Below are 18,117 nucleotides of genomic sequence, written 5' to 3'. Positions count from 1 at the left end.
TGTAGGGCCTTTTCTGTGAACCATTTCGAATATCGCAACGGCGTCCTTCACGCCGAAAATATCAGCCTGCCTGAAATCGCACAGGCCGTCGGTACGCCGTTTTACGTCTATTCCCGCGCGACCGTGGAGCGCCATTTCCGCGTGTTCAGCGAAGCCTTCGCCGGTATGGAAACGCTCGTTACCTATGCGCTGAAAGCCAATTCCAACCAGGCCGTCCTGAAAACGCTGGCCAAGCTGGGCGCGGGTGCCGATACCGTTTCGGAAGGCGAGATTCGCCGTGCGCTTGCGGCGGGCATCCCGGCAAACAAGATCGTGTTTTCCGGCGTAGGCAAGACGCCGCACGAAATGGACTTTGCGTTGGAAGCTGGCATTTATTGCTTCAACGTGGAATCCGAACCGGAACTCGAAATTCTTTCCGCCCGCGCCGTCAAGGCAGGCAAGGTCGCATCCGTATCGCTGCGTATCAACCCTGATGTGGATGCCAAGACCCACGCCAAGATTTCGACCGGCAAGTCCGAGAACAAGTTCGGCATTCCCCGCGTCAAGGCGCGGGAAGCCTATGCCCGTGCAGCAAGCCTGCCCGGTCTCGACGTGGTCGGCATCGATATGCATATCGGCAGCCAGATCATCGATCTGGAACCATTCGACGATGCGTTTGCCCTGATGGCGCAACTGGTCAAGGAATTGCAGGCCGACGGCCACGATATCCGCCACGTCGACGTTGGCGGCGGACTGGGCATTCCTTATCGCACTGACAATACGCCGCCACCTTTGCCCGCGGCCTATGCTGAAATCGTTGCCAGGCATATCAAGCCGCTCGGCCTCAAGACCGTGTTCGAACCGGGCCGCCTGATTGTCGGCAATGCAGGACTTCTGGTGACGGAAGTGATCTTCGTGAAGGAAGGCGATGCCAAGAACTTCGTCATCGTCGATGCGGCGATGAACGATTTGATTCGTCCCACACTTTACGATGCGTTTCACGACATCAAGCCGGTCGCCCTGCCGAAAGACGATGCCCCGCGTATCCGCGCCGATTTCGTTGGTCCGGTCTGTGAAACCGGCGATTATCTGGGCCTCGACCGGGAAGTGGCCAAACCGGCGCCCGGCGACCTGATTGCCGTCTGCACCACGGGCGCTTATGGTGCCGTGCTCTCCAGCACTTACAACAGCCGCCTGCTTATTCCGGAAGTGCTGGTGGATGGCGACCGCTATCACGTCGTGCGCCCGCGCCGAACTTATGAAGAACTGCTCGCACTCGATTCCGTGCCCGAGTGGTTATAATCCCCAGAATACAATTATCATGGCAAAGCCTCGCCTTTGCCATGATGCGTGTTATCCTGTTGCAAGATAAAAACGTGATACACGCCAGAAAGCCCAGATGACGGATCGTAGCAACGACAGGAAAGACAGGCCGCGCCTTGCGCGAGATGCTTTTCTGCGGCTGTTTTGGGGCGACGGTGCCAGCCTCCGCCGTTTACGTCTGCGCGCCTTTCTCTCAATCAGCTTCGAGCGGTTCTGGCCGCTCATCCTGCCGCTGATACTTCTGATCGGCCTGTTTCTCAGCCTCGGCTGGTTTGGCCTGTTCGGCATGATGCCGCGTTGGCTGCATTTTGGCATTCTGGCGCTTTTCGGGCTTGCCGGCCTCGTATCGATCTACCTGCTGTTCCGCTTTCGAGCCCCGATCGACAGCGACATTACAAGCCGTATCGAGGCGATCAACGGCCTCGTTCACGAACCGCTCGCCGTGCAGACGGGCCATATGGCAACCGGAGAACATGATCCATTTGCCGTGGCCTTATGGCGCGAACACCAGCGCCGCATGGCGGACCGGCTGAAAAACCTGCAATCCGGCCTGCCTTACACGCGGGTTCCCGAACACGACCCTCTTGGTCTTCGAGCGGTGGTCGCTCTCCTTTTCGTAACCGCTTTCGCTTATAGTTTCAGTCCGAACAGCGGCCGCATTGCCGATGCCTTTCATATCCGTCCGGGCAATGGCACTGCCGTTGCGCGCATCGATGCATGGGTGACGCCACCACGCTACACCGGCCGCGCTCCCGTGTTCCTGACCGCCACGAACGAAGGCGACGAGGCCGCAATCAACGTGCCGCAAGGCAGCATTCTTTCGGTCCGGGTGATTGGCGGCGGCTCTGAACGGCTTACCGCGACCGATGCGAAAGGCGAGCGCCGCGACGTCCAGCCGGTAAACGCCAGTGAAGACCAGAAGGCCCCTACAGAACATGCTGTCGTCGATGGCAGCCGCAATTTCCGCTATGATCTGCAGCAGGACGAAACCCTGGCGCTTTCCGGCACCGATGCCCGCTGGAAGTTTTCCGTTACTCCGGACAACCCGCCGACGATCCGCTTTACAAAAGAGCCGGGGCGTGCGTTGAATGGCACATTGCAGCTCTCCTACCAGATCGATGACGACTATGCGCCGGTTAAGGCCGAAGGTGAGATCGTCCCGCTCAACAACGATGAGGATGAGGAAGCCGCGCCGCTTTACGACGCGCCGGAACTGCCGCTTGCTTTGCCGCGCCGCGGCGTGAGGGACGCCACCACGTCGAAGGACCTGACCGAGCACCCATGGGCCGGCGAAAAGGTTGCGCTCACGCTGGTTGTAACCGATGCGGCAGGACAAACGGGCCGCAGTGAAACCAAGGTCATCACCTTGCCGGAGCGCCCTTTCAGCAACCCGCTTGCCCGTGCTGTCGCGGAGCAGCGCCGTATTCTGGCGCTTGACGCGACGCAGCGCGATCATGTGCTCGACATGCTGTCGGCAATAACTCTCCGTCCGGAAGAAACCATCAAGAATGCCGCCCATTATCTGGGACTGGTCACGATTGGCACACGTCTGCGGCTTGCCAGAAGCGATGACGACTTGCGTGATGCGGCGGATTATATGTGGCAGGTGGCACTCGGTATCGAGGACGGCAATCTGTCCGCCGCCGAAAAACGCCTACGGCAGGCACAGGAAGCCCTGAAGAACGCTCTGCAGAATGGCGCCTCGCAGGAGGAGATCGAAAAGCTGTCAGCAGAGCTGCGCAAGGCGATGCAGGACTTCCTGCGGGAGTTCGCCCAGCGCCAGCAGCAGAATCCGAATGCCCGCCGGGCCGCACCGGACCCCAATGCGCGGATGCTCACGGAAAAAGATCTCCAGCGCATGATGGACCAGATTGAAAATCTGGCGCGTCAGGGCTCACGTGATCAGGCGCAAGAACTCCTGTCGCAATTGCAGAACCTGATGAACAACCTGCAAATGGGGCAGGCGCAGCAGGGTCAGCAAGGTCAGGGGCAAGGCCAGCAGGGCCAGATGCAGCAGCAGATGAACAAGCTTGGCGAATTGATGCAGCGCCAGCAAAAGACCATGAACGAGACCTTCGACCTCGATCAGAAAATGCAGCGTCAGTTCGGCGGCAGCGACGGTGAAGGCGGATTCGGCGACAACATGCTCCCGGGTGATGACGGTTCCATGGGCGGTGAAACCGGAAACGGACAAGGCCAGGGCGGAAAGGGCGATGTTCCGCCCGATATGGCGGAAGCCATGCGCAAGCTGCAACAGCAGCAGAAGGACCTCCAGTCCGATCTGCAGAAGCTGATGGACGATCTGAAGGGCATGGGCATCGAACCCGGCAAGGATTTTTCGGATGCCGGAAAATCAATGGGCAATGCAACGGACGCGCTGGGCCGAAGCGAAGGCGCGGAAGCAAACGACCAGCAGGGCAGTGCACTTGACGCGCTGCGCCGCGGTGGGCGCGACATGATGCAGAAGATGCAGCAGGCCATGGGTCAGGACGGACAGGGGCAAAGCGGAGCCAACGGCAGCAGGGGCCGCGATCCACTCGGACGGCAGCAGGGCACCGGGGACAGCCTTAACGATGACGTCAAAATTCCCGGCGAAATCGATATTCAGCGCGCGCGTGAAATTCTCGATGAAATCCGCCGCAAGCTCGGCAATGCGCTGACGCCGCAGATGGAAAAGGAATATCTGCAGCGCCTGTTGAAGTTCGATTGAGAAACAGGCTCTATTCCATCACCCGACCGACATAAGGCAACTGGCGGAAGGCGTGCCCCACGTCCATGCCATAGCCGACGACAAAATAATCCGGGCATTCGAAAGCCACGAAATCGGCGTGGAGATCGACCTTGCGGCGCACGCTCTTGTCGAGAAGAACGGCGATACTGACGCTGCGAGCTCCGCGTTCCAGCATCAGTTCGCGGACGAACTTCAGCGTCTTGCCGGATTCCAGAATATCGTCGATCAGAAGCACATCGCGGTCGCGCACGTCACTGTCGATATCGCGCAGCAGACGAACTTCCGTGCTTGTCGTCCCCTTGCCGTAGCTCGAAACGGTGATGAATTCCACATCGGGTTCCACACCCGCATCATGCATTGCGCGGATGAGGTCGGCTGCAAAGATGAAGGACCCTTTCAGGATCGAAATCGTCAGCAGATTGTGGAACTTGCGTTCGGCGATGGCCTTGGCAAGCTCAAGATTGCGGCCTGCAATCTCATCCGGACTAAAGAGAACTTCGATTGTCTTGCCGCCGACTTCGGGCATCTGCTGCTTCTCCTGATCGTTCGCTTACGCGCAGACTTGGGCGGCGCATGAAGGCGCCGGAAAGGCCGCTCTATACCATGGTTTGAGGAAATTGCACCCCACCACTTGAAGATGCTCCGGCTTCTCCATTTCCCAACGTCGAGATTTCATATAGCGTGGCTTCCATGCATCCGGACATCATCGAACTGCGATCATTTTACGATACCACTCTGGGCCATCTCGCGGAACGCGCCATCCGTATGGCGCTTGCCGGATTGTGGGATCGCGTGCCGGGAGAGCGGCTTGTCGGCATGGGCTACAGCCTGCCCTATCTCGACCGTTTCAGCGCCGATACGGAGCGGACCTTTGCCTTCATGCCTGCCGGTCAGGGAGCCGTCGCCTGGCCGTCTGTGGAAAAGCCGGCGACAGCGCTCGTTTTCGACGAGGAACTGCCGCTGCCCGATTCCTCGATTGATCGCGTGCTCATGGTGCATGCCCTGGAGTACGCGGAAAACCCGACGGAAACGCTGAAGGAGATGTGGCGCGTTCTCGCGCCCAATGGGCGGCTCGTTATCGTGGTGCCGAACCGGCGGGGTCTCTGGGCCCGCTTCGAGCATACGCCCTTCGGCAGCGGGCGGCCCTATAGCCGTACCCAGCTGACGACCTTGCTGCGCGAGGCGAATTTCACCGTCAGCACTGTGAGTGACGCCCTGCACTTCCCTCCTGCCACGCGGCGTTGGATGATGCGGCCCTGTCTCGCGCTCGAAGGCATGGGGCGGCGGCTGTGGCCGGTCTTTTCCGGCGTTCTGGTGGTGGAAGCACAGAAGCGGCTTTATCAGGGGCTGCCCGTTGCCCAGCGCTCGTCGCGCCGTGTTTTCGTTCCGGTTCTTGCGCCGCAAGGAACACCTGTCGGCGGGTTGCGGAAAGTACCGGCAGGAACCGGCAAGACAGATCGTAAAAACTAGTGTGGCGCCGAATTTCGGATTCTAACGCAAACTAGGACATTTACGCACCAAGCCCCGCAAAAACGTACAGTTGCTGCGGCCGACAAGCATTATCGGCCAAGGTTTTTCTCGACTTGGACGCAATGGCGGGATATGCCCCATCAGACCTTTAATATTGACCTTTTGGCGGAGCCAAAATCATGACCGATACGCAGAACCTTACCCGTCCCCAGCCCAAGGCAGGCCTGCTCGACATCGCAGCCTACGTACCCGGCAAGGAACATGTGGAAGGCGTCGCCAAGGTCTATAAGCTCTCATCCAACGAAACGCCGATCGGTCCGAGCCCGCATGCCGTGGAAGCCTATCGACGCGCAGGCGAAAAACTGGAGCTTTATCCCGACGGGCAGGCGCTGGCTCTGCGGCAGGCGATTGCCGAAACGCAGGCGCTCAATTTAGCGAATATCATGTGCGGCAACGGCTCAGACGAACTGCTTGGCCTGCTCTGCCAGACCTATCTTGCTCCGGGCGATGAAACCATCATCACCGAACACGGATTTGCGGTTTACAAGATCCAGACCCTGGGTGCGGGTGCAACGCCGGTCACCGTCAAGGAGAAGAACGAGCGGATCGATGTGGACGCCATTCTGGCTGGCCTGTCGCCGCGCACGAAGATCGTCTTCATCGCCAATCCGGGCAATCCGACCGGGACCTATCTTCCTTTCGAGGAAGTCCGTCGCCTTCATGCCGGACTGCCCAAGCATGTGCTTCTTGTTCTCGATGCGGCCTATGCCGAATATGTGCGCCGCAACGACTACGAAGCAGGCCTTGAACTCGTTTCTTCCAACGAGAATGTCGTCATGACGCGCACCTTCTCGAAAATCCATGGGCTGCCGGGCCTGCGTATCGGCTGGATGTATGCGCCCCTGCACGTCATCGATGCCGTCAATCGCATTCGTGGACCGTTCAACATGAATTCGGCCGCCATTGCAGCAGGCGCTGCCGCTATCCGGGACCGCGCCCATGTCGACAAGTCGATCGCCTACAATGAGAAATGGCTTGGCTGGCTGACCGAGGAGTTCACAAAGCTCGGACTTCGGGTAACACCTTCGGTCACGAATTTCCTGCTGATCCACTTTCCCGAAGATGCTGCGCATTCGGCGGACAAAGCTGACGAATGGCTTTCCAGACGCGGTTATATCCTGCGTCGCGTCGGCGGTTACGGCTTTCCGAATGCATTGCGCATTACGGTTGGACCGGAAGAAGCCAATCGCGGCGTCGTCGCCGCCCTGACCGAATTTTTGAAGTAAACCAATGTCCACGGTCCATTTCAACAAGATCGCCCTGGTCGGCATCGGCCTTATCGGTTCATCGCTCGCGCGCGTCATTCGACGCGAGAAGCTTGCCGATCACATCGCCATCGCCACGCGCAGCAGCGAAACGCTGAAGCGCGCCGAGGAACTGGGGCTCGGCGACAGCTACGCCACGGATAGCGCTGAGGCCGTCAAGGATGCCGATCTCGTCATCGTGTCTGTGCCGGTCGGCTCGTCAGGCACCGTCGCGCGCCAGATCGCTGCAAATCTCAAACCCGGTGCCATCGTGACCGACGTTGGCTCCACCAAGGCGTCCGTAATTGCCCAGATGCAGCCGGAATTGCCCGACACCGTGCACTTCATTCCCGGCCACCCGCTGGCGGGAACCGAATATTCCGGGCCGGACGCGGGCTTTGCAGAACTCTTCACCAATCGCTGGTGCATTCTGACGCCCCTGCCCGATACGGATGAAGCGGCGCTGGAAAAGCTGAGCGATTTCTGGAGCGCGTGCGGCTCGCGCCTTGATCGCATGGACCCGCAGCACCACGATCTGGTGCTGGCCATCGTCTCGCATCTGCCGCATATCATTGCTTACAATATCGTCGGCACAGCCAGCGATCTGGAACAGGTGACGAAATCGGAAGTCATCAAATATTCCGCTTCCGGTTTCCGCGATTTCACGCGTCTGGCCGCCTCCGACCCGACAATGTGGCGCGACGTGTGCCTGCATAACAAGGACGCGATCCTCGAAATGCTCGGGCGTTTTTCGGAAGACCTTGCCTCGCTGCAACGTTCGATCCGCTGGGGCGACGGTGAAGCACTGTTCGATCTTTTCACACGCACACGCGCCGTGCGTCGCGGCATCATTGATGCCGGACAGGAAGTTGATGCGCCGGACTTTGGCCGTCAGGCTGCGACGCGCGCATAGGGCAGCACAACTGCCCTACTCCCTTACTGCCTTATTCCCCTGCTCCCCTAAAGAGCGGGCAACCGCCCAAGTGGAATGAAGCCGGCGCTGACCTTGCCCTTGCGAACGGCAATTTCCATCACGGGATTGCCGTTTTCGTCTTTCGGCATGGCCGAGAGAGCAAACAGCACAGTGGCTATATTGCCCCCCTGCTCGGGAAACACCGTCTGCCCCGCCTGTGCCAGCGATTGCGGGTTGACCAGCGTCAGCTTCACATCCGCATTGATCAGCCCGTCCGCATCGATGGAAAACGGTCCCGCAACGGAAACCATGGCTCCATTGGGCATGGACAGGAAAGCCTGATTGACAGTGCCGGAATGCCCGCGCAGCCGTTGATGAAACGGTGCGTCGCTCCTCGCCAGCAGGGTTGCGGCATCGGACACATCAATATCTGCCACGCCGTCGACTTCAGGGCTGGTGGCATTGCCTATGGCCGCCTTGGCGAGCTTCAATCCGGCAAAGCGGCCATTGAGCTTCAGGGCGCCATCCGCTTCGCTCATGCGGAAATCCATCTGCTCGAGCGTGCTGAGCGGTTCTGTCGTCGTGGTTTCCGTGCGCAGACCAACCGCGACTTCGCGCGCGGCCAGTTCGATTTCGGTCGGGAAAGGACGCGCCAGCCGGGTGTTGGAGTTGAATTTGCTCCAGTTCACTTCCAGCGGCGCCAGCCCCGGAAATTCGATGAAGGCGGGGCCCGTCAGGTCATTCGACAGGGAACGCGGTGCATAGACAGGAGAGCCGGAAGTAAACCGCCCGGCGCGGAACGACATGCCTTCGGAGGGGCGCTGCCATGAAATACTGTCGCAGATGACATTGACGCGCAGCGGATAGCCGCCCATGCGCAGGTCTTCGCATTTCACGCCGACACCCTGAGCGGCAAGCCTGGCCATGTCAGCCTTGGCTCGTGCTTCAAGCTTGTTTGCGATATAGAACCAGCCCGCCGTATAGCCAGCAACCAGGACAACAAGAATGACGAGGAGCGTTATAGGACGCTTTCTGGCTTTCGGTGCGTTCATTCCAGTATGCGCCATTTCAAAAGCCTTATTTATCAGTCAGTTGTTCGAGGAGCCCGCGCCGGATTCGGACCAGATCCGAAATCTCGTCAACATTGTGCTCCTCTCGACTGGTGGCCATATTATGGCAGGATTGTGCCTTGTGAAGGGAAGAGGAAGAAAAATCGAGGGATATCCGATGATTACTGGTGGAAATCGACACGCGTCAGAGTGCGTTTCAATCTGATTGAATGAGGGTGGCGCTCTTCCTATCTGTTTTGACGCGCATCTTTTCCGAAAATCATTTCACACTTTTCGGGATGCGCTCTAATCATTAGAGCTTGAATCAAAAGCGGCAGGCGATTTGCAGACCGGCCTGGCGCCTTTTGGAACAAGCTCTCATAGGCACCCCCAATGGCCACGGCTCTCGATGACAGGCAAATGAACGATTTCTGGGTTTTCGGCTATGGATCGCTGATGTGGCGACCCGGCTTTGCGCATGTGGAAACGGTCCGCGCACGTCTTTATGGCTACAGGCGCAGCCTTTGCATCTATTCGCATGTCCACCGCGGAACACCGGACCATCCCGGCCTGGTGCTGGGATTGGATGCCGGCGGCTCGTGCCTCGGTATCGCCTTTCGCGTGCCCGGCGACATGACCGGCGAAGTGATGACCTATCTGCGCGAACGTGAAATGTCGAACCACGTTTATCACGAGAAGCATCTCCGTCTGCGTCTCGCCGACGGTCGCAGTGTCGATGCGGTCACCTATGTAGCGGACCGCCATCACGTCCAATATGCCGGTTCTCTTTCAGCCGAGAACGCGGCGGCAATCGTCGCGTCCGCCCGGGGCGATTCAGGTGCCAATGTGGATTATGTCGCCAATACGCTCAAGCATCTGCGCAATATGCGCGTGCGCGACCACTGGCTGGAACACGTCAACGATCTAATCCACCGCAATATCGACCAGAATTCGACGATTTAAGCAGTTGCGAGCAGGCACAACGCTCCTCAAAAATTCCGGCGCTCAGGTTCTCAGCCCTTGTTCTTGACCGACGCAACCGCTACATCTCCGCCAATTGCCAAGGAGGCCCCCATGATCGCATTGTTCCGCACCATTGATCTGGCGCTTGATATCTATACCTATATCATTATTGCGAGCGCCATTTTCTCATGGCTCTATGCGTTCAATGTCGTCAACTCCGGCAACCGGTTCGTGGCGTCGATCGGGGAGTTTCTCTATAAGGTAACGGAACCCGTCTTGCGGCCGATCCGCAATCTTCTGCCCAATCTGGGCGGCATCGATATTTCACCGATCATCCTGCTGCTGATCATCTTCTTCATCCGCCAGTTCATGTGGACGACGCTGCTGCCGCTTTTCCTTTAAAAAGGCCTCTCCAAAAGTGGGGGTCGGAAGCTGGTACGAACGAACGATCAGTACATATACAAAAGCGCCCGGACATTGCCGGGCGCTTTTGCTTAGACGGGTCGAGAAACTGGCGCTTACTTGTTCTTGGCGCGTTCGATAGCTTCGACGATGAACTTGCGTGCGTAATCTTCGTCACCCCAGTCACCGATCTTCACCCACTTGCCGGGTTCCAGATCCTTGTAGTGTTCGAAGAAGTGCGCGATCTGCTTCAGAGTGATCTCCGGCATATCGGTATAGTCGTGGATCTTCTCATAGCGGCGCGTCAGGTGCGGCGACGGCACGGCGATGATCTTCTCATCCTTGCCGGAATTGTCTTCCATGACCAGAACGCCGATCGGGCGAACATTGATCACGCAGCCGGGAACCAGCGGGCGGGTGTTGCAGACGAGAACGTCGATCGGATCGCCATCTTCCGAAAGCGTATGCGGCACGAAGCCGTAATTGCCCGGATAGGTCATTGGCGTGTAGAGGAAGCGGTCGACGATGAGGGCGCCGGCCTTCTTGTCCATCTCGTACTTGATCGGCTGGCCGCCGACAGGCACTTCAATGATGACGTTGACGTCTTCAGGAGGATTGGAGCCGATGGAGATGGCATCAATATTCATGATGTGTCCTTTCGTGTCGGGCTCTGATAACGGGTTTCAAGGTTGCACGCAAGAAAAACGAAAGTTCTAGAAAACGCGGCGAATTGTCGTTCTCGCAACGCAATTGAACGTGATCAGGCCGTTAACATGGTGTGAAGGTTAAACGCCGAGCTCGTTCAGTCGTTGAACGGCGGTCGGCGGCATCGGGGGAGGATTTGGATCGCGGCTGGCGGCGAGCAGAAATTCGTCGCAGGCGGTTTCCGTCGTTTCGATCAACCTCTTGAGGAATTCCTCTTTCGGCAAACCCGGCGGAATGGGCGGCAGGATACGGGCCCGAACGGTTCCGGGATAACGCAGGAACTTGCGGCGTGGCCAGTAGAGGCCCGCATTATGCGCAATCGGAACAACCGGAATATTGAGCGCCTCATAGAGATGAACGATGCCGTATTTGTATTGCGGCGGAGCGCCCGGCGCACGGCGCGTTCCCTCGGGATAAATGAGGATCTGGCGGCCGTCCGCAATCGCCTTTTCCGCGCCCTTGGTGATGGAGTGCAGCGCCTTGACGCGGGAGCCCCGGTCAACCGGAATCATCTGCATCTTGGCGATATACCAGCCGAAAAGCGGAATACGCATCAGTTCCCGCTTCAGAATCAGCACGGGATCGTCAAGATAGGGCAGGAAAGCATAAGTATCCCAGGCAGATTGATGCTTCGGCGCGCAGATATAGGCGCCTTCGGGAATGTTCTCCAATCCCTCGACGACACAGTCCGTACCGACGATATGCTTTTGAAGCCAGAGATTGACCCGTGCCCACAGCTTCGGCACGATCCAGGCCTTCTTGCGGGGCAACAGGAAATAAAAGGGCGTATAGACGATCATCTGAACAAGTGTGCAGATATAAAACGCCGCATTGAACAGGATTGAGCGCAGGTAGAGAAGCATCAGTCGGCGGAGACCCTGGGCTAAAGCATTTTCGTTTCCGGGTTCCGGCAAACGATCACGCGCGAATTCTGGACTTTCTTCAGAAAGTGACGGCACCGATATATCAGGAAGATCGGCCATTTCCATCAGGAAATCGTATTCCGTGGGCGAGATCAGTTTGCCGCCGTCGCGCTTTGCTGGGGCTGCGTTCCAAACAACTCGCTTGCACCCACACGCACTACGGCGCCCAGATACTTCACATATTCGATGAACAGCACGCGCAACGTGTCGCCTTCGGCAACCCAGCTGTGTTCGCGACGTTCCCCGTTCACCACCGGATAGGGAATGAATTCCACATCCTTCATGAGATAGGACATTTCCAGCGTGCTGCGCGGAATATGATAATTATTGGTGACCAGGATCACCCGGCGATAATTGTTTGTGCGAATCCAGCGTTCACTTTCCGCGGCATTGCCGATGGTGTTGAGCGCCGACCGGTCGAGATCGACGCAGCAGTCGAACAGGCTCTGGTCGGCATGTGTCGCGCGCTGCAGCACCTTTTCGTTGGTCGATGGATGAACGCCGCTGATCAGAAGCCGCTTTCCGCGCTTGTCTTTCAGAAGATTGACCGCAGCCTGGATTCTGGACTGGCCACCGGTCAGGACGATGATCGCATCGGCAGGCTCATCGATGGCGGGAGGCTGCATGCTGGTGACCTTTTCACCGAACGCAAAGAAGCCGACGAGAAACGCCAGAAGAATGACAAACAGAACGATGGAAACCGGCTGAAAACGTCTGAACATGCGCATCATGACAGACCATAGGAAATTACCGGATGCAAGTGCAAAGGATTGGAGGGAAACGTCGTTCCGGCGGCGGCGCCAGACCACATTGCCTCTAGAGAGCCTGTTTGCCGTCTGCCTCTGTGCCACTGCATCGTCACTCGACCGGTGCCCGCCCGATAGCGCTTGCGGGATTCGCGTACCATCTCTCCTTCCATCATAGCCAGCATTGCGGCGAGAAGTCGGAGAAACGGATGAAAATCTCGTCCTGAAAGCGCCCGTGGCGGAAAAGGTCTTCATTCGGAGCGCACTCCCGGACCGTCCATGGTTGCAAGCTGGCGGATCACCGTCAGGCGGCTGGTCAGCATGGTCAGGAAACTGACCAGAATGATGATGACGGCAGCACCGATATAGCCGCTGCGCCCGATAGCGAAATTGCCGAACAAGGCAGCCGCCTGATCACCTTCAGGCGTTGCCATATGGCTCGACGCCCACCAGGAAAAGACCAGAAATACCAGCATCGCGGCCGCACCGCCGCACAGCGCACCCTTCAAGGCGGTGCGGAAGAAATGCCATTCAAATTCGCGCGCCACGAATTTCGATTCCGCACCGATGAAATGCAGCACTTCGATAATGTGGCCGTTGCCCGACATTGCGCCGCGCGTGGCGAAGATCACGGTCAGGACCGTCGCCGCGATCACGAGCGAGAGAACACCGGTCCCGACGAACACCGTCGTATGCGCCATGGAGACAAGCCTGTCGACCCAGGTGCGATGGTCGTCGAAGGTTGCAGCCGGAATGGCGCGCGTAATTTCAGCGCGCATGGTTTCAAAGTCAGGCGGTGCATTTTCATCGATGGTAACGACGACAAGGCGCGGCACAGGCAGTTCATCGATGTTGAGACCACTGCCGAGCCATGGTTCGAGCAGCCGTGCAGTCGCATCCTTATCGATAATGCTCGTGCCTTTGACGCCGGCAAAACCGCGTGCGATCTCGCTCGCCTGGGTCAGCGCCTTCTCCATGTCCTGTCCGTCGACAGGCCGTATCTGGATCGTAGCTTCGCGTGCGATCTGGCTCTGCCAGGCTGCAGCCGAAGCGCGAACGAGCGTCACACCGCCCATCGTCAGACATGCCAGAAAGGTCATGATGGCGATCACAATGACAAGTGCGGTGCCGGTAACGCTGCCATCGGGAACGATGGGACTTGGCCCATGCCGCTTCCGGCGCTTGCCGATACGCACAAGCAGCATGTCCTTGAGGTCTTCAAGACGGACCCGGACATCATCCAGCTTGCGTTGCAAGGCGTTCTTTGCATCAATCATAGATGTCGAGCCGCCCATGTTCGAGGATCATGCGCCGCGCATCGACCTGATCCATCAGGGAAAGGTCGTGGGTCGCTATAATGACAGCGGTACCCGAACGGTTCAGCTCGGTAAAAAGGCGCAGGAGACGCTTTGCAAGCGGCGGATCGACATTGCCGGTCGGTTCGTCCGCCAGAAGCAGTTCCGGCTGGTCGATCAGGGCCCGGGCAATTGCGGCGCGTTGCTTCTCGCCGCCTGAAAGGACCGGCGGAAGGACATTCATGCGATCGCCCAGCCCAACCCAGTGCAGAAGCTCCTCCACCTCATGTCGGTAGGTCGCCTCTTCCTTCCCGCGCACGCGCAGCGGAAGCGCCACATTCTCATAGGTCGTCATGTGGTCGAGCAGACGAAAATCCTGAAACACGATACCGATGCGGCGGCGCAAAAGCGGAACTTCCGCGTGATTGAGCCGCGCAACATCCTTGCCGAAAATATTGATAAGGCCGCGCGTCGGCTTCAGCGCCATGAAGAGAAGGCGCATGAGCGATGTTTTTCCCGCCCCGGAAGGGCCGGTCAGGAACTGGAACGAACGCGGCGGAATATGGAAACTGACATCGCGCAGGATTTCAGGACCCATTCCATATCGCAGGCCGACATTCTCGAAACGTATCACCGGGTTGTTTCTCTTCAATTGTCCGCGCGCTGAAGGACGCACGGATGACATCGATATCGGATCGACCTTTATCCTCTATGGTTAATGTTGCGTTAATTCAGCCCGAACGAGCCTTAAAAAATGCGTGACCGTTGCATCGGCCATGAAGCATTAACCATTATGAGCCAGTGTATGACACCGGTCGAAGGGGCGAAAACGCAAAGGAAGATGTCGTCATGATGGCGAAACGACCATCAACAGCGCAGACGTCGCGTACGCCTTCGCGTGAAAGCCATCCCGCGGCGTGGTTTGCCGCCGGTCGCGGTCCCGTCGAGGATGCCGAATTCGAAACCATCGTCCCGGTTTCGCCTCGCCGAAAATTCCCCTTCCCCGTCATCGCACAAAAGCCGCCCGCTTCGCGGCAGTTCCTGTCGGAAACCCGTCCGGCCAGCGAATGGCCGGGGTTCGGATATTGGGTTCTCGTCGCTCTCTGCGCGACAACCGCTTTCTGGATTGCAGGCGGAGATACGCTGCTTGCCGACAAGCCCGCTTCCGGCGGACAATCGATGCTGCCGCTGGTTTCGGCACTTCAGCTGACCGATCTCAAAACCAATATGCGTGAGAACCACGATGTTCTCAGCGTCGGGGGCCGCATTCAGAACACCACATCGGAAGAACGCCCTGCTCCCCCGCTGATCGTCATGATTACCTATAGCGACGGCAGCAAACGCGAACGCCGTCTGGCTTCGGGAGAAACGATGCTGAAACCGGGCGAATCTATCGACTTCGAGACGATGCTGCCAGCCCTGCGCGGCACCATCGAAAAAGTCGACGTTCGGCTGGCGGACCGGGCTTAGCAGGCGCGGCCCATACAACCCCGATCTGACTTGTTTGCTACTGCCAGCAGCCGAGATTGCGGCCCTTGAGATTGTGCGAGTCGATCTCGACCACAAGGCGCGGATCTTCACGCAGGAGGACCAATGTCGTGCGCTGTTTGAGATCGATCTTCTGCCAGCCTGCACATTCAGTCGGCATGGGGGTACTGTCGATTTTCACTTTTTCCGTCCATGCCGTCGCCGTGCAGCCGGACAGGACCGCAACGATCGGAACGACTTTGGCCGCCCCTGAAACGAGCCTTTGCGCTTTCGTCCCACGATGAGTGTTCAAGGCTGACAACTCCAATCTGCCCCGCGAAACCACCCGCCAATCGCTTCTGCGCTGGAGAGCGTCGCCCGTTCGACCTCAATGCTTATAACGTGCCGCGCCACCGTTCCGCAATATAGCTGAACTGGGTTGACGGCTTTAAAAAAGTTCGGCTGAGCGCGGTTGAATGTCCGCAGAAACCCGGTTTAGAACAGATATAAAAGCAAATTCGAATATAAGAAGAATAGCCTTCCTGTTTACTGGAACGACAGGACAAATCCACAGGAAACAAACGCCGAAGTTCAAGTTAAACATTATTGTTGAAAGAAAAAGGGGATTATATGCTTCTTGCTAAATGATTCGCATGCAGCAGTTTCACTACACCAACCCTGGGGATTTCCATGCTGAACAAATTATCGGCTGAATTTTTCGGCACATTCTGGCTCGTTTTCGGAGGCTGCGGCAGCGCAGTCCTCGCTGCGGCCTTTCCTGAACTGGGCATTGGCTTTCTCGGCGTAGCCTTCGCCTTCGGTCTGACGGTGCTTACCATGGCCTATGCCGTTGGCGGCATTTCCGGCGGCCATTTCAATCCCGCCGTCTCGTTGGGACTCATGGTGGCGGGCCGTCTCCCGGCCAAAGACCTTATCCCTTACTGGGTTGCGCAGGTTCTGGGCGCCATCGCGGCTGCGGCCGTACTCTTCCTGATCGCTTCCGGCAAGGACGGTTTCACCGCCGGAGGATTTGCTTCGAACGGTTATGCCGAGCTTTCGCCCGGCGGCTACAGCATGATGGCAGCACTGCTTATCGAAATCGTTCTGACTGCCTTCTTCCTCATCATCATTCTGGGTTCCACTTCGTCGCTGGCACCGGCTGGCTTTGCTCCGATTGCCATCGGCCTGGGCTTGACCCTGATTCACCTGATTTCGATCCCAGTCACCAATACATCCGTCAACCCGGCTCGTTCGACGGGTGTGGCTCTGTTTGCCGAAACGGCAGCACTCGGTCAGCTTTGGCTGTTCTGGGTTGCACCGCTCATCGGCGCTGCCATTGGCGCGATCATCTGGAAGGGCCTGCTCGGCAAGGATTGATCCGAAACGACAACCCTCAACAACAAGGAAAGGCCGGTTCAAACCGGCCTTTTCTGCTTTCAGGCCGCACCGCAATTTTCCAGTTCCTGCCTTACAAAATAGTTCACAAAAGTGGTTCCGATCATGGGAAGGATGCTGTAAGTAACGTCTATCTTCTTGTTGTCCCGCATTGTCCAACACAAGATCGCTTCGCACTTTTGCTGGAAATGCTTCAGATGTTATGAGCAATGTCCCCCACAACCGACGCTTCTTCTGCTGATCGTTACGCAGCGTTCCGGCATTCTGCCTTCAAAAAATATTGGGGCGCCCGTTTCCTGAGCGCTTTTGCGGTCCAGATCGTAAGTGTGTCTGTGGGTTGGCAGATCTATGATCTGACCCGCGACGCCTTCAATCTGGGCATGGTCGGGCTGGTGCAGTTTCTGCCGTCGCTGCTGCTCGTTCTGGTGACCGGCGCCGCCGCCGACCGTTTCGGCAGACGCTTCATCATGGGTCTTTCGCTCATCCTGGAAAGCATCGTGACGGCATTGCTGCTCGGTCTGACGCTCGCAGGTCTGTTTGAGCCCCTTACCGTCTTTGCGGCACTGACACTTTTTGGCGTGGCGCGTGCGTTTCTCGGACCATCCTCAGCTTCGCTCGTGGTCAACCTCGTGCCGACGGAGGATTTCGCCAACGCCGTTTCATGGAACTCCTCCGCATGGCAGGTGGCTACCATTGTCGGTCCGGTCGCAGGCGGCCTGCTTTACGGCATTTCGCCGGTGGCGGCCTACTCCGTCGCAACTGTCTTTCTGCTCATCGGTTCGGTCCTGATCTTCTCCATCCCCAAGCCAAAGCAGCACACGCTCGCCGAACAACGGTCGCTGACGAGCATGCTGGCCGGGTTCCGCTACATCTGGAAGGAAAAGATTGTCCTCGGCGCGATTTCCCTTGATCTCTTCGCCGTTCTTCTCGGCGGGACAGTGGCACTGCTGCCGATTTATGCGCGCGATATCCTCGATCTCGGGCCGTGGGGGCTTGGATTGCTGCGCTCCGCTCCCGGCATTGGCGCTGTTCTGACCGCCATCTGGCTGGCCGGACACCCGATCCGCGATCATGCTGGCCGCGTGATGTTCGTCTTTGTCGGCCTCTTCGGCTTCTTCAATATTATTTTCGGCGTTTCTACACTGACATGGCTGTCGGTCGTTGCCCTTGCGCTTGCGGGCGCCGCTGACATGATCAGCGTCTATATCCGGGAAACGCTGATGCAGTTGTGGACGCCCGATCACGTGCGCGGCCGCGTCAATGCGGTCAATATGGTCTTCGTAGGCGCATCGAACGAACTGGGTGAATTCCGCGCTGGTCTGATGGCTGCGGCCATCGGCGCCGTTCCCGCCGTTGTCATCGGCGGACTGGGATCGATCGCCGTTGCCATCGCCTGGGCTGCGATGTTCCCGCAACTGCGTAAGGCCCGGCACCTGCAAGGCCGGACCTGAT

18 protein-coding genes are annotated in these 18,117 nt (G+C 58.1%); 10 read left to right on the top strand and 8 right to left on the bottom strand.

The genetic code is table 11. The features are described 5' to 3' along the window. The first annotated feature begins 15 nt into the window (after positions 1-15). Both lysA and JNC63_RS14790 read left to right on the top strand, forming a co-directional pair. Positions 16-1,281 carry a diaminopimelate decarboxylase gene (gene lysA, locus JNC63_RS14795; protein ID WP_063619729.1) on the top strand — a complete coding sequence of 422 codons (1,266 nt, stop codon included), beginning with the start codon at positions 16-18 and terminating at the stop codon, positions 1,279-1,281. A 97-nt stretch (positions 1,282-1,378) separates the two neighbouring features. Continuing rightward, positions 1,379-4,012 (top strand): TIGR02302 family protein, encoded by a 2,634-nt coding sequence (locus JNC63_RS14790; protein ID WP_063619731.1) that lies wholly within the window; start codon positions 1,379-1,381, stop codon positions 4,010-4,012. Positions 4,013-4,022: 10 nt separating this feature from the next. Here the strand turns inward: JNC63_RS14790 and hpt are convergent, their stop codons facing one another. Next, complete coding sequence (hpt, locus tag JNC63_RS14785; RefSeq protein WP_063881783.1) at positions 4,023-4,559, bottom strand: hypoxanthine phosphoribosyltransferase; 537 nt, start codon at positions 4,557-4,559, stop codon at positions 4,023-4,025. Positions 4,560-4,723: 164 nt separating this feature from the next. Here hpt and JNC63_RS14780 point away from each other — a divergent pair, with 164 nt between their 5' ends. The 3 genes from JNC63_RS14780 (at position 4,724) to JNC63_RS14770 (ending at position 7,720) form a co-directional block, all read left to right on the top strand. Beyond that, on the top strand, positions 4,724-5,503 hold the full coding sequence (locus tag JNC63_RS14780; RefSeq protein WP_006470935.1) for a class I SAM-dependent methyltransferase: 780 nt from the start codon (positions 4,724-4,726) through the stop codon (positions 5,501-5,503). 179 nt (positions 5,504-5,682) lie between these two features. Next, positions 5,683-6,789: a histidinol-phosphate transaminase gene (gene hisC, locus JNC63_RS14775; protein WP_006467927.1), complete on the top strand. Its 1,107-nt coding sequence runs from the start codon at positions 5,683-5,685 to the stop codon at positions 6,787-6,789. A 4-nt stretch (positions 6,790-6,793) separates the two neighbouring features. Continuing rightward, the gene (locus JNC63_RS14770; RefSeq protein WP_006467928.1) at positions 6,794-7,720 is read left to right on the top strand and encodes a prephenate/arogenate dehydrogenase family protein; all 927 of its coding nucleotides are present in this window, start codon (positions 6,794-6,796) and stop codon (positions 7,718-7,720) included. A gap of 47 nt (positions 7,721-7,767) precedes the next feature. On the opposite strand, the gene JNC63_RS14765 is transcribed toward JNC63_RS14770, so the two are convergent. Then, complete coding sequence (locus JNC63_RS14765; RefSeq protein ID WP_063619735.1) at positions 7,768-8,787, bottom strand: DUF2125 domain-containing protein; 1,020 nt, start codon at positions 8,785-8,787, stop codon at positions 7,768-7,770. Between the two features lie 375 nt (positions 8,788-9,162). Between JNC63_RS14765 and JNC63_RS14760 the strand changes: the two genes are divergently transcribed. Both JNC63_RS14760 and JNC63_RS14755 read left to right on the top strand, forming a co-directional pair. Further along, a complete protein-coding gene (locus JNC63_RS14760) occupies positions 9,163-9,732 on the top strand; it encodes a gamma-glutamylcyclotransferase (RefSeq protein WP_063619737.1) in 570 nt (189 codons plus the stop codon). Positions 9,733-9,843: 111 nt separating this feature from the next. After that, a complete protein-coding gene (locus tag JNC63_RS14755) occupies positions 9,844-10,134 on the top strand; it encodes a YggT family protein (protein ID WP_006467933.1) in 291 nt (96 codons plus the stop codon). A gap of 116 nt (positions 10,135-10,250) precedes the next feature. On the opposite strand, the gene ppa is transcribed toward JNC63_RS14755, so the two are convergent. From ppa to ftsE, 5 genes are all read right to left on the bottom strand, one after another. Then, a complete protein-coding gene (gene ppa, locus JNC63_RS14750) occupies positions 10,251-10,781 on the bottom strand; it encodes an inorganic diphosphatase (protein ID WP_006467934.1) in 531 nt (176 codons plus the stop codon). Between the two features lie 138 nt (positions 10,782-10,919). After that, a complete protein-coding gene (locus JNC63_RS14745; RefSeq protein WP_021587444.1) occupies positions 10,920-11,702 on the bottom strand; it encodes a lysophospholipid acyltransferase family protein in 783 nt (260 codons plus the stop codon). Positions 11,703-11,854: 152 nt separating this feature from the next. Further along, positions 11,855-12,763 carry a YdcF family protein gene (locus JNC63_RS14740; RefSeq protein ID WP_063619739.1) on the bottom strand — a complete coding sequence of 303 codons (909 nt, stop codon included), beginning with the start codon at positions 12,761-12,763 and terminating at the stop codon, positions 11,855-11,857. After that, on the bottom strand, positions 12,760-13,785 hold the full coding sequence (locus JNC63_RS14735) for a cell division protein FtsX (RefSeq protein ID WP_063619741.1): 1,026 nt from the start codon (positions 13,783-13,785) through the stop codon (positions 12,760-12,762). The genes JNC63_RS14740 and JNC63_RS14735 overlap by 4 nt, the downstream gene beginning before the upstream one ends. Then, a complete protein-coding gene (gene ftsE / locus JNC63_RS14730; RefSeq protein WP_025092146.1) occupies positions 13,778-14,401 on the bottom strand; it encodes a cell division ATP-binding protein FtsE in 624 nt (207 codons plus the stop codon). The genes JNC63_RS14735 and ftsE overlap by 8 nt, the downstream gene beginning before the upstream one ends. 251 nt (positions 14,402-14,652) lie before the next feature. On the opposite strand from ftsE, the gene JNC63_RS14725 reads away from it, so the two are divergent. Beyond that, entirely contained in the window at positions 14,653-15,273 is a 621-nt protein-coding gene (locus tag JNC63_RS14725) for a hypothetical protein (protein ID WP_210272946.1), read from the top strand. Between the two features lie 37 nt (positions 15,274-15,310). On the opposite strand, the gene JNC63_RS14720 is transcribed toward JNC63_RS14725, so the two are convergent. Next, a complete protein-coding gene (locus JNC63_RS14720; protein ID WP_021587450.1) occupies positions 15,311-15,583 on the bottom strand; it encodes a hypothetical protein in 273 nt (90 codons plus the stop codon). Between the two features lie 377 nt (positions 15,584-15,960). Between JNC63_RS14720 and aqpZ the strand changes: the two genes are divergently transcribed. Next, the gene (gene aqpZ, locus JNC63_RS14715; RefSeq protein WP_021587451.1) at positions 15,961-16,647 is read left to right on the top strand and encodes an aquaporin Z; all 687 of its coding nucleotides are present in this window, start codon (positions 15,961-15,963) and stop codon (positions 16,645-16,647) included. 227 nt (positions 16,648-16,874) lie between these two features. Continuing rightward, positions 16,875-18,116, top strand: coding sequence for an MFS transporter (locus tag JNC63_RS14710; protein WP_006467944.1), 1,242 nt, complete (start codon positions 16,875-16,877; stop codon positions 18,114-18,116). Position 18,117 lies beyond the last annotated feature (1 nt).

Source organism: Brucella ciceri, assembly GCF_041930145.1.
GTDB lineage: Bacteria > Pseudomonadota > Alphaproteobacteria > Rhizobiales > Rhizobiaceae > Brucella > Brucella intermedia.
This window is presented reverse-complemented; position numbering and strand designations above follow the sequence as displayed.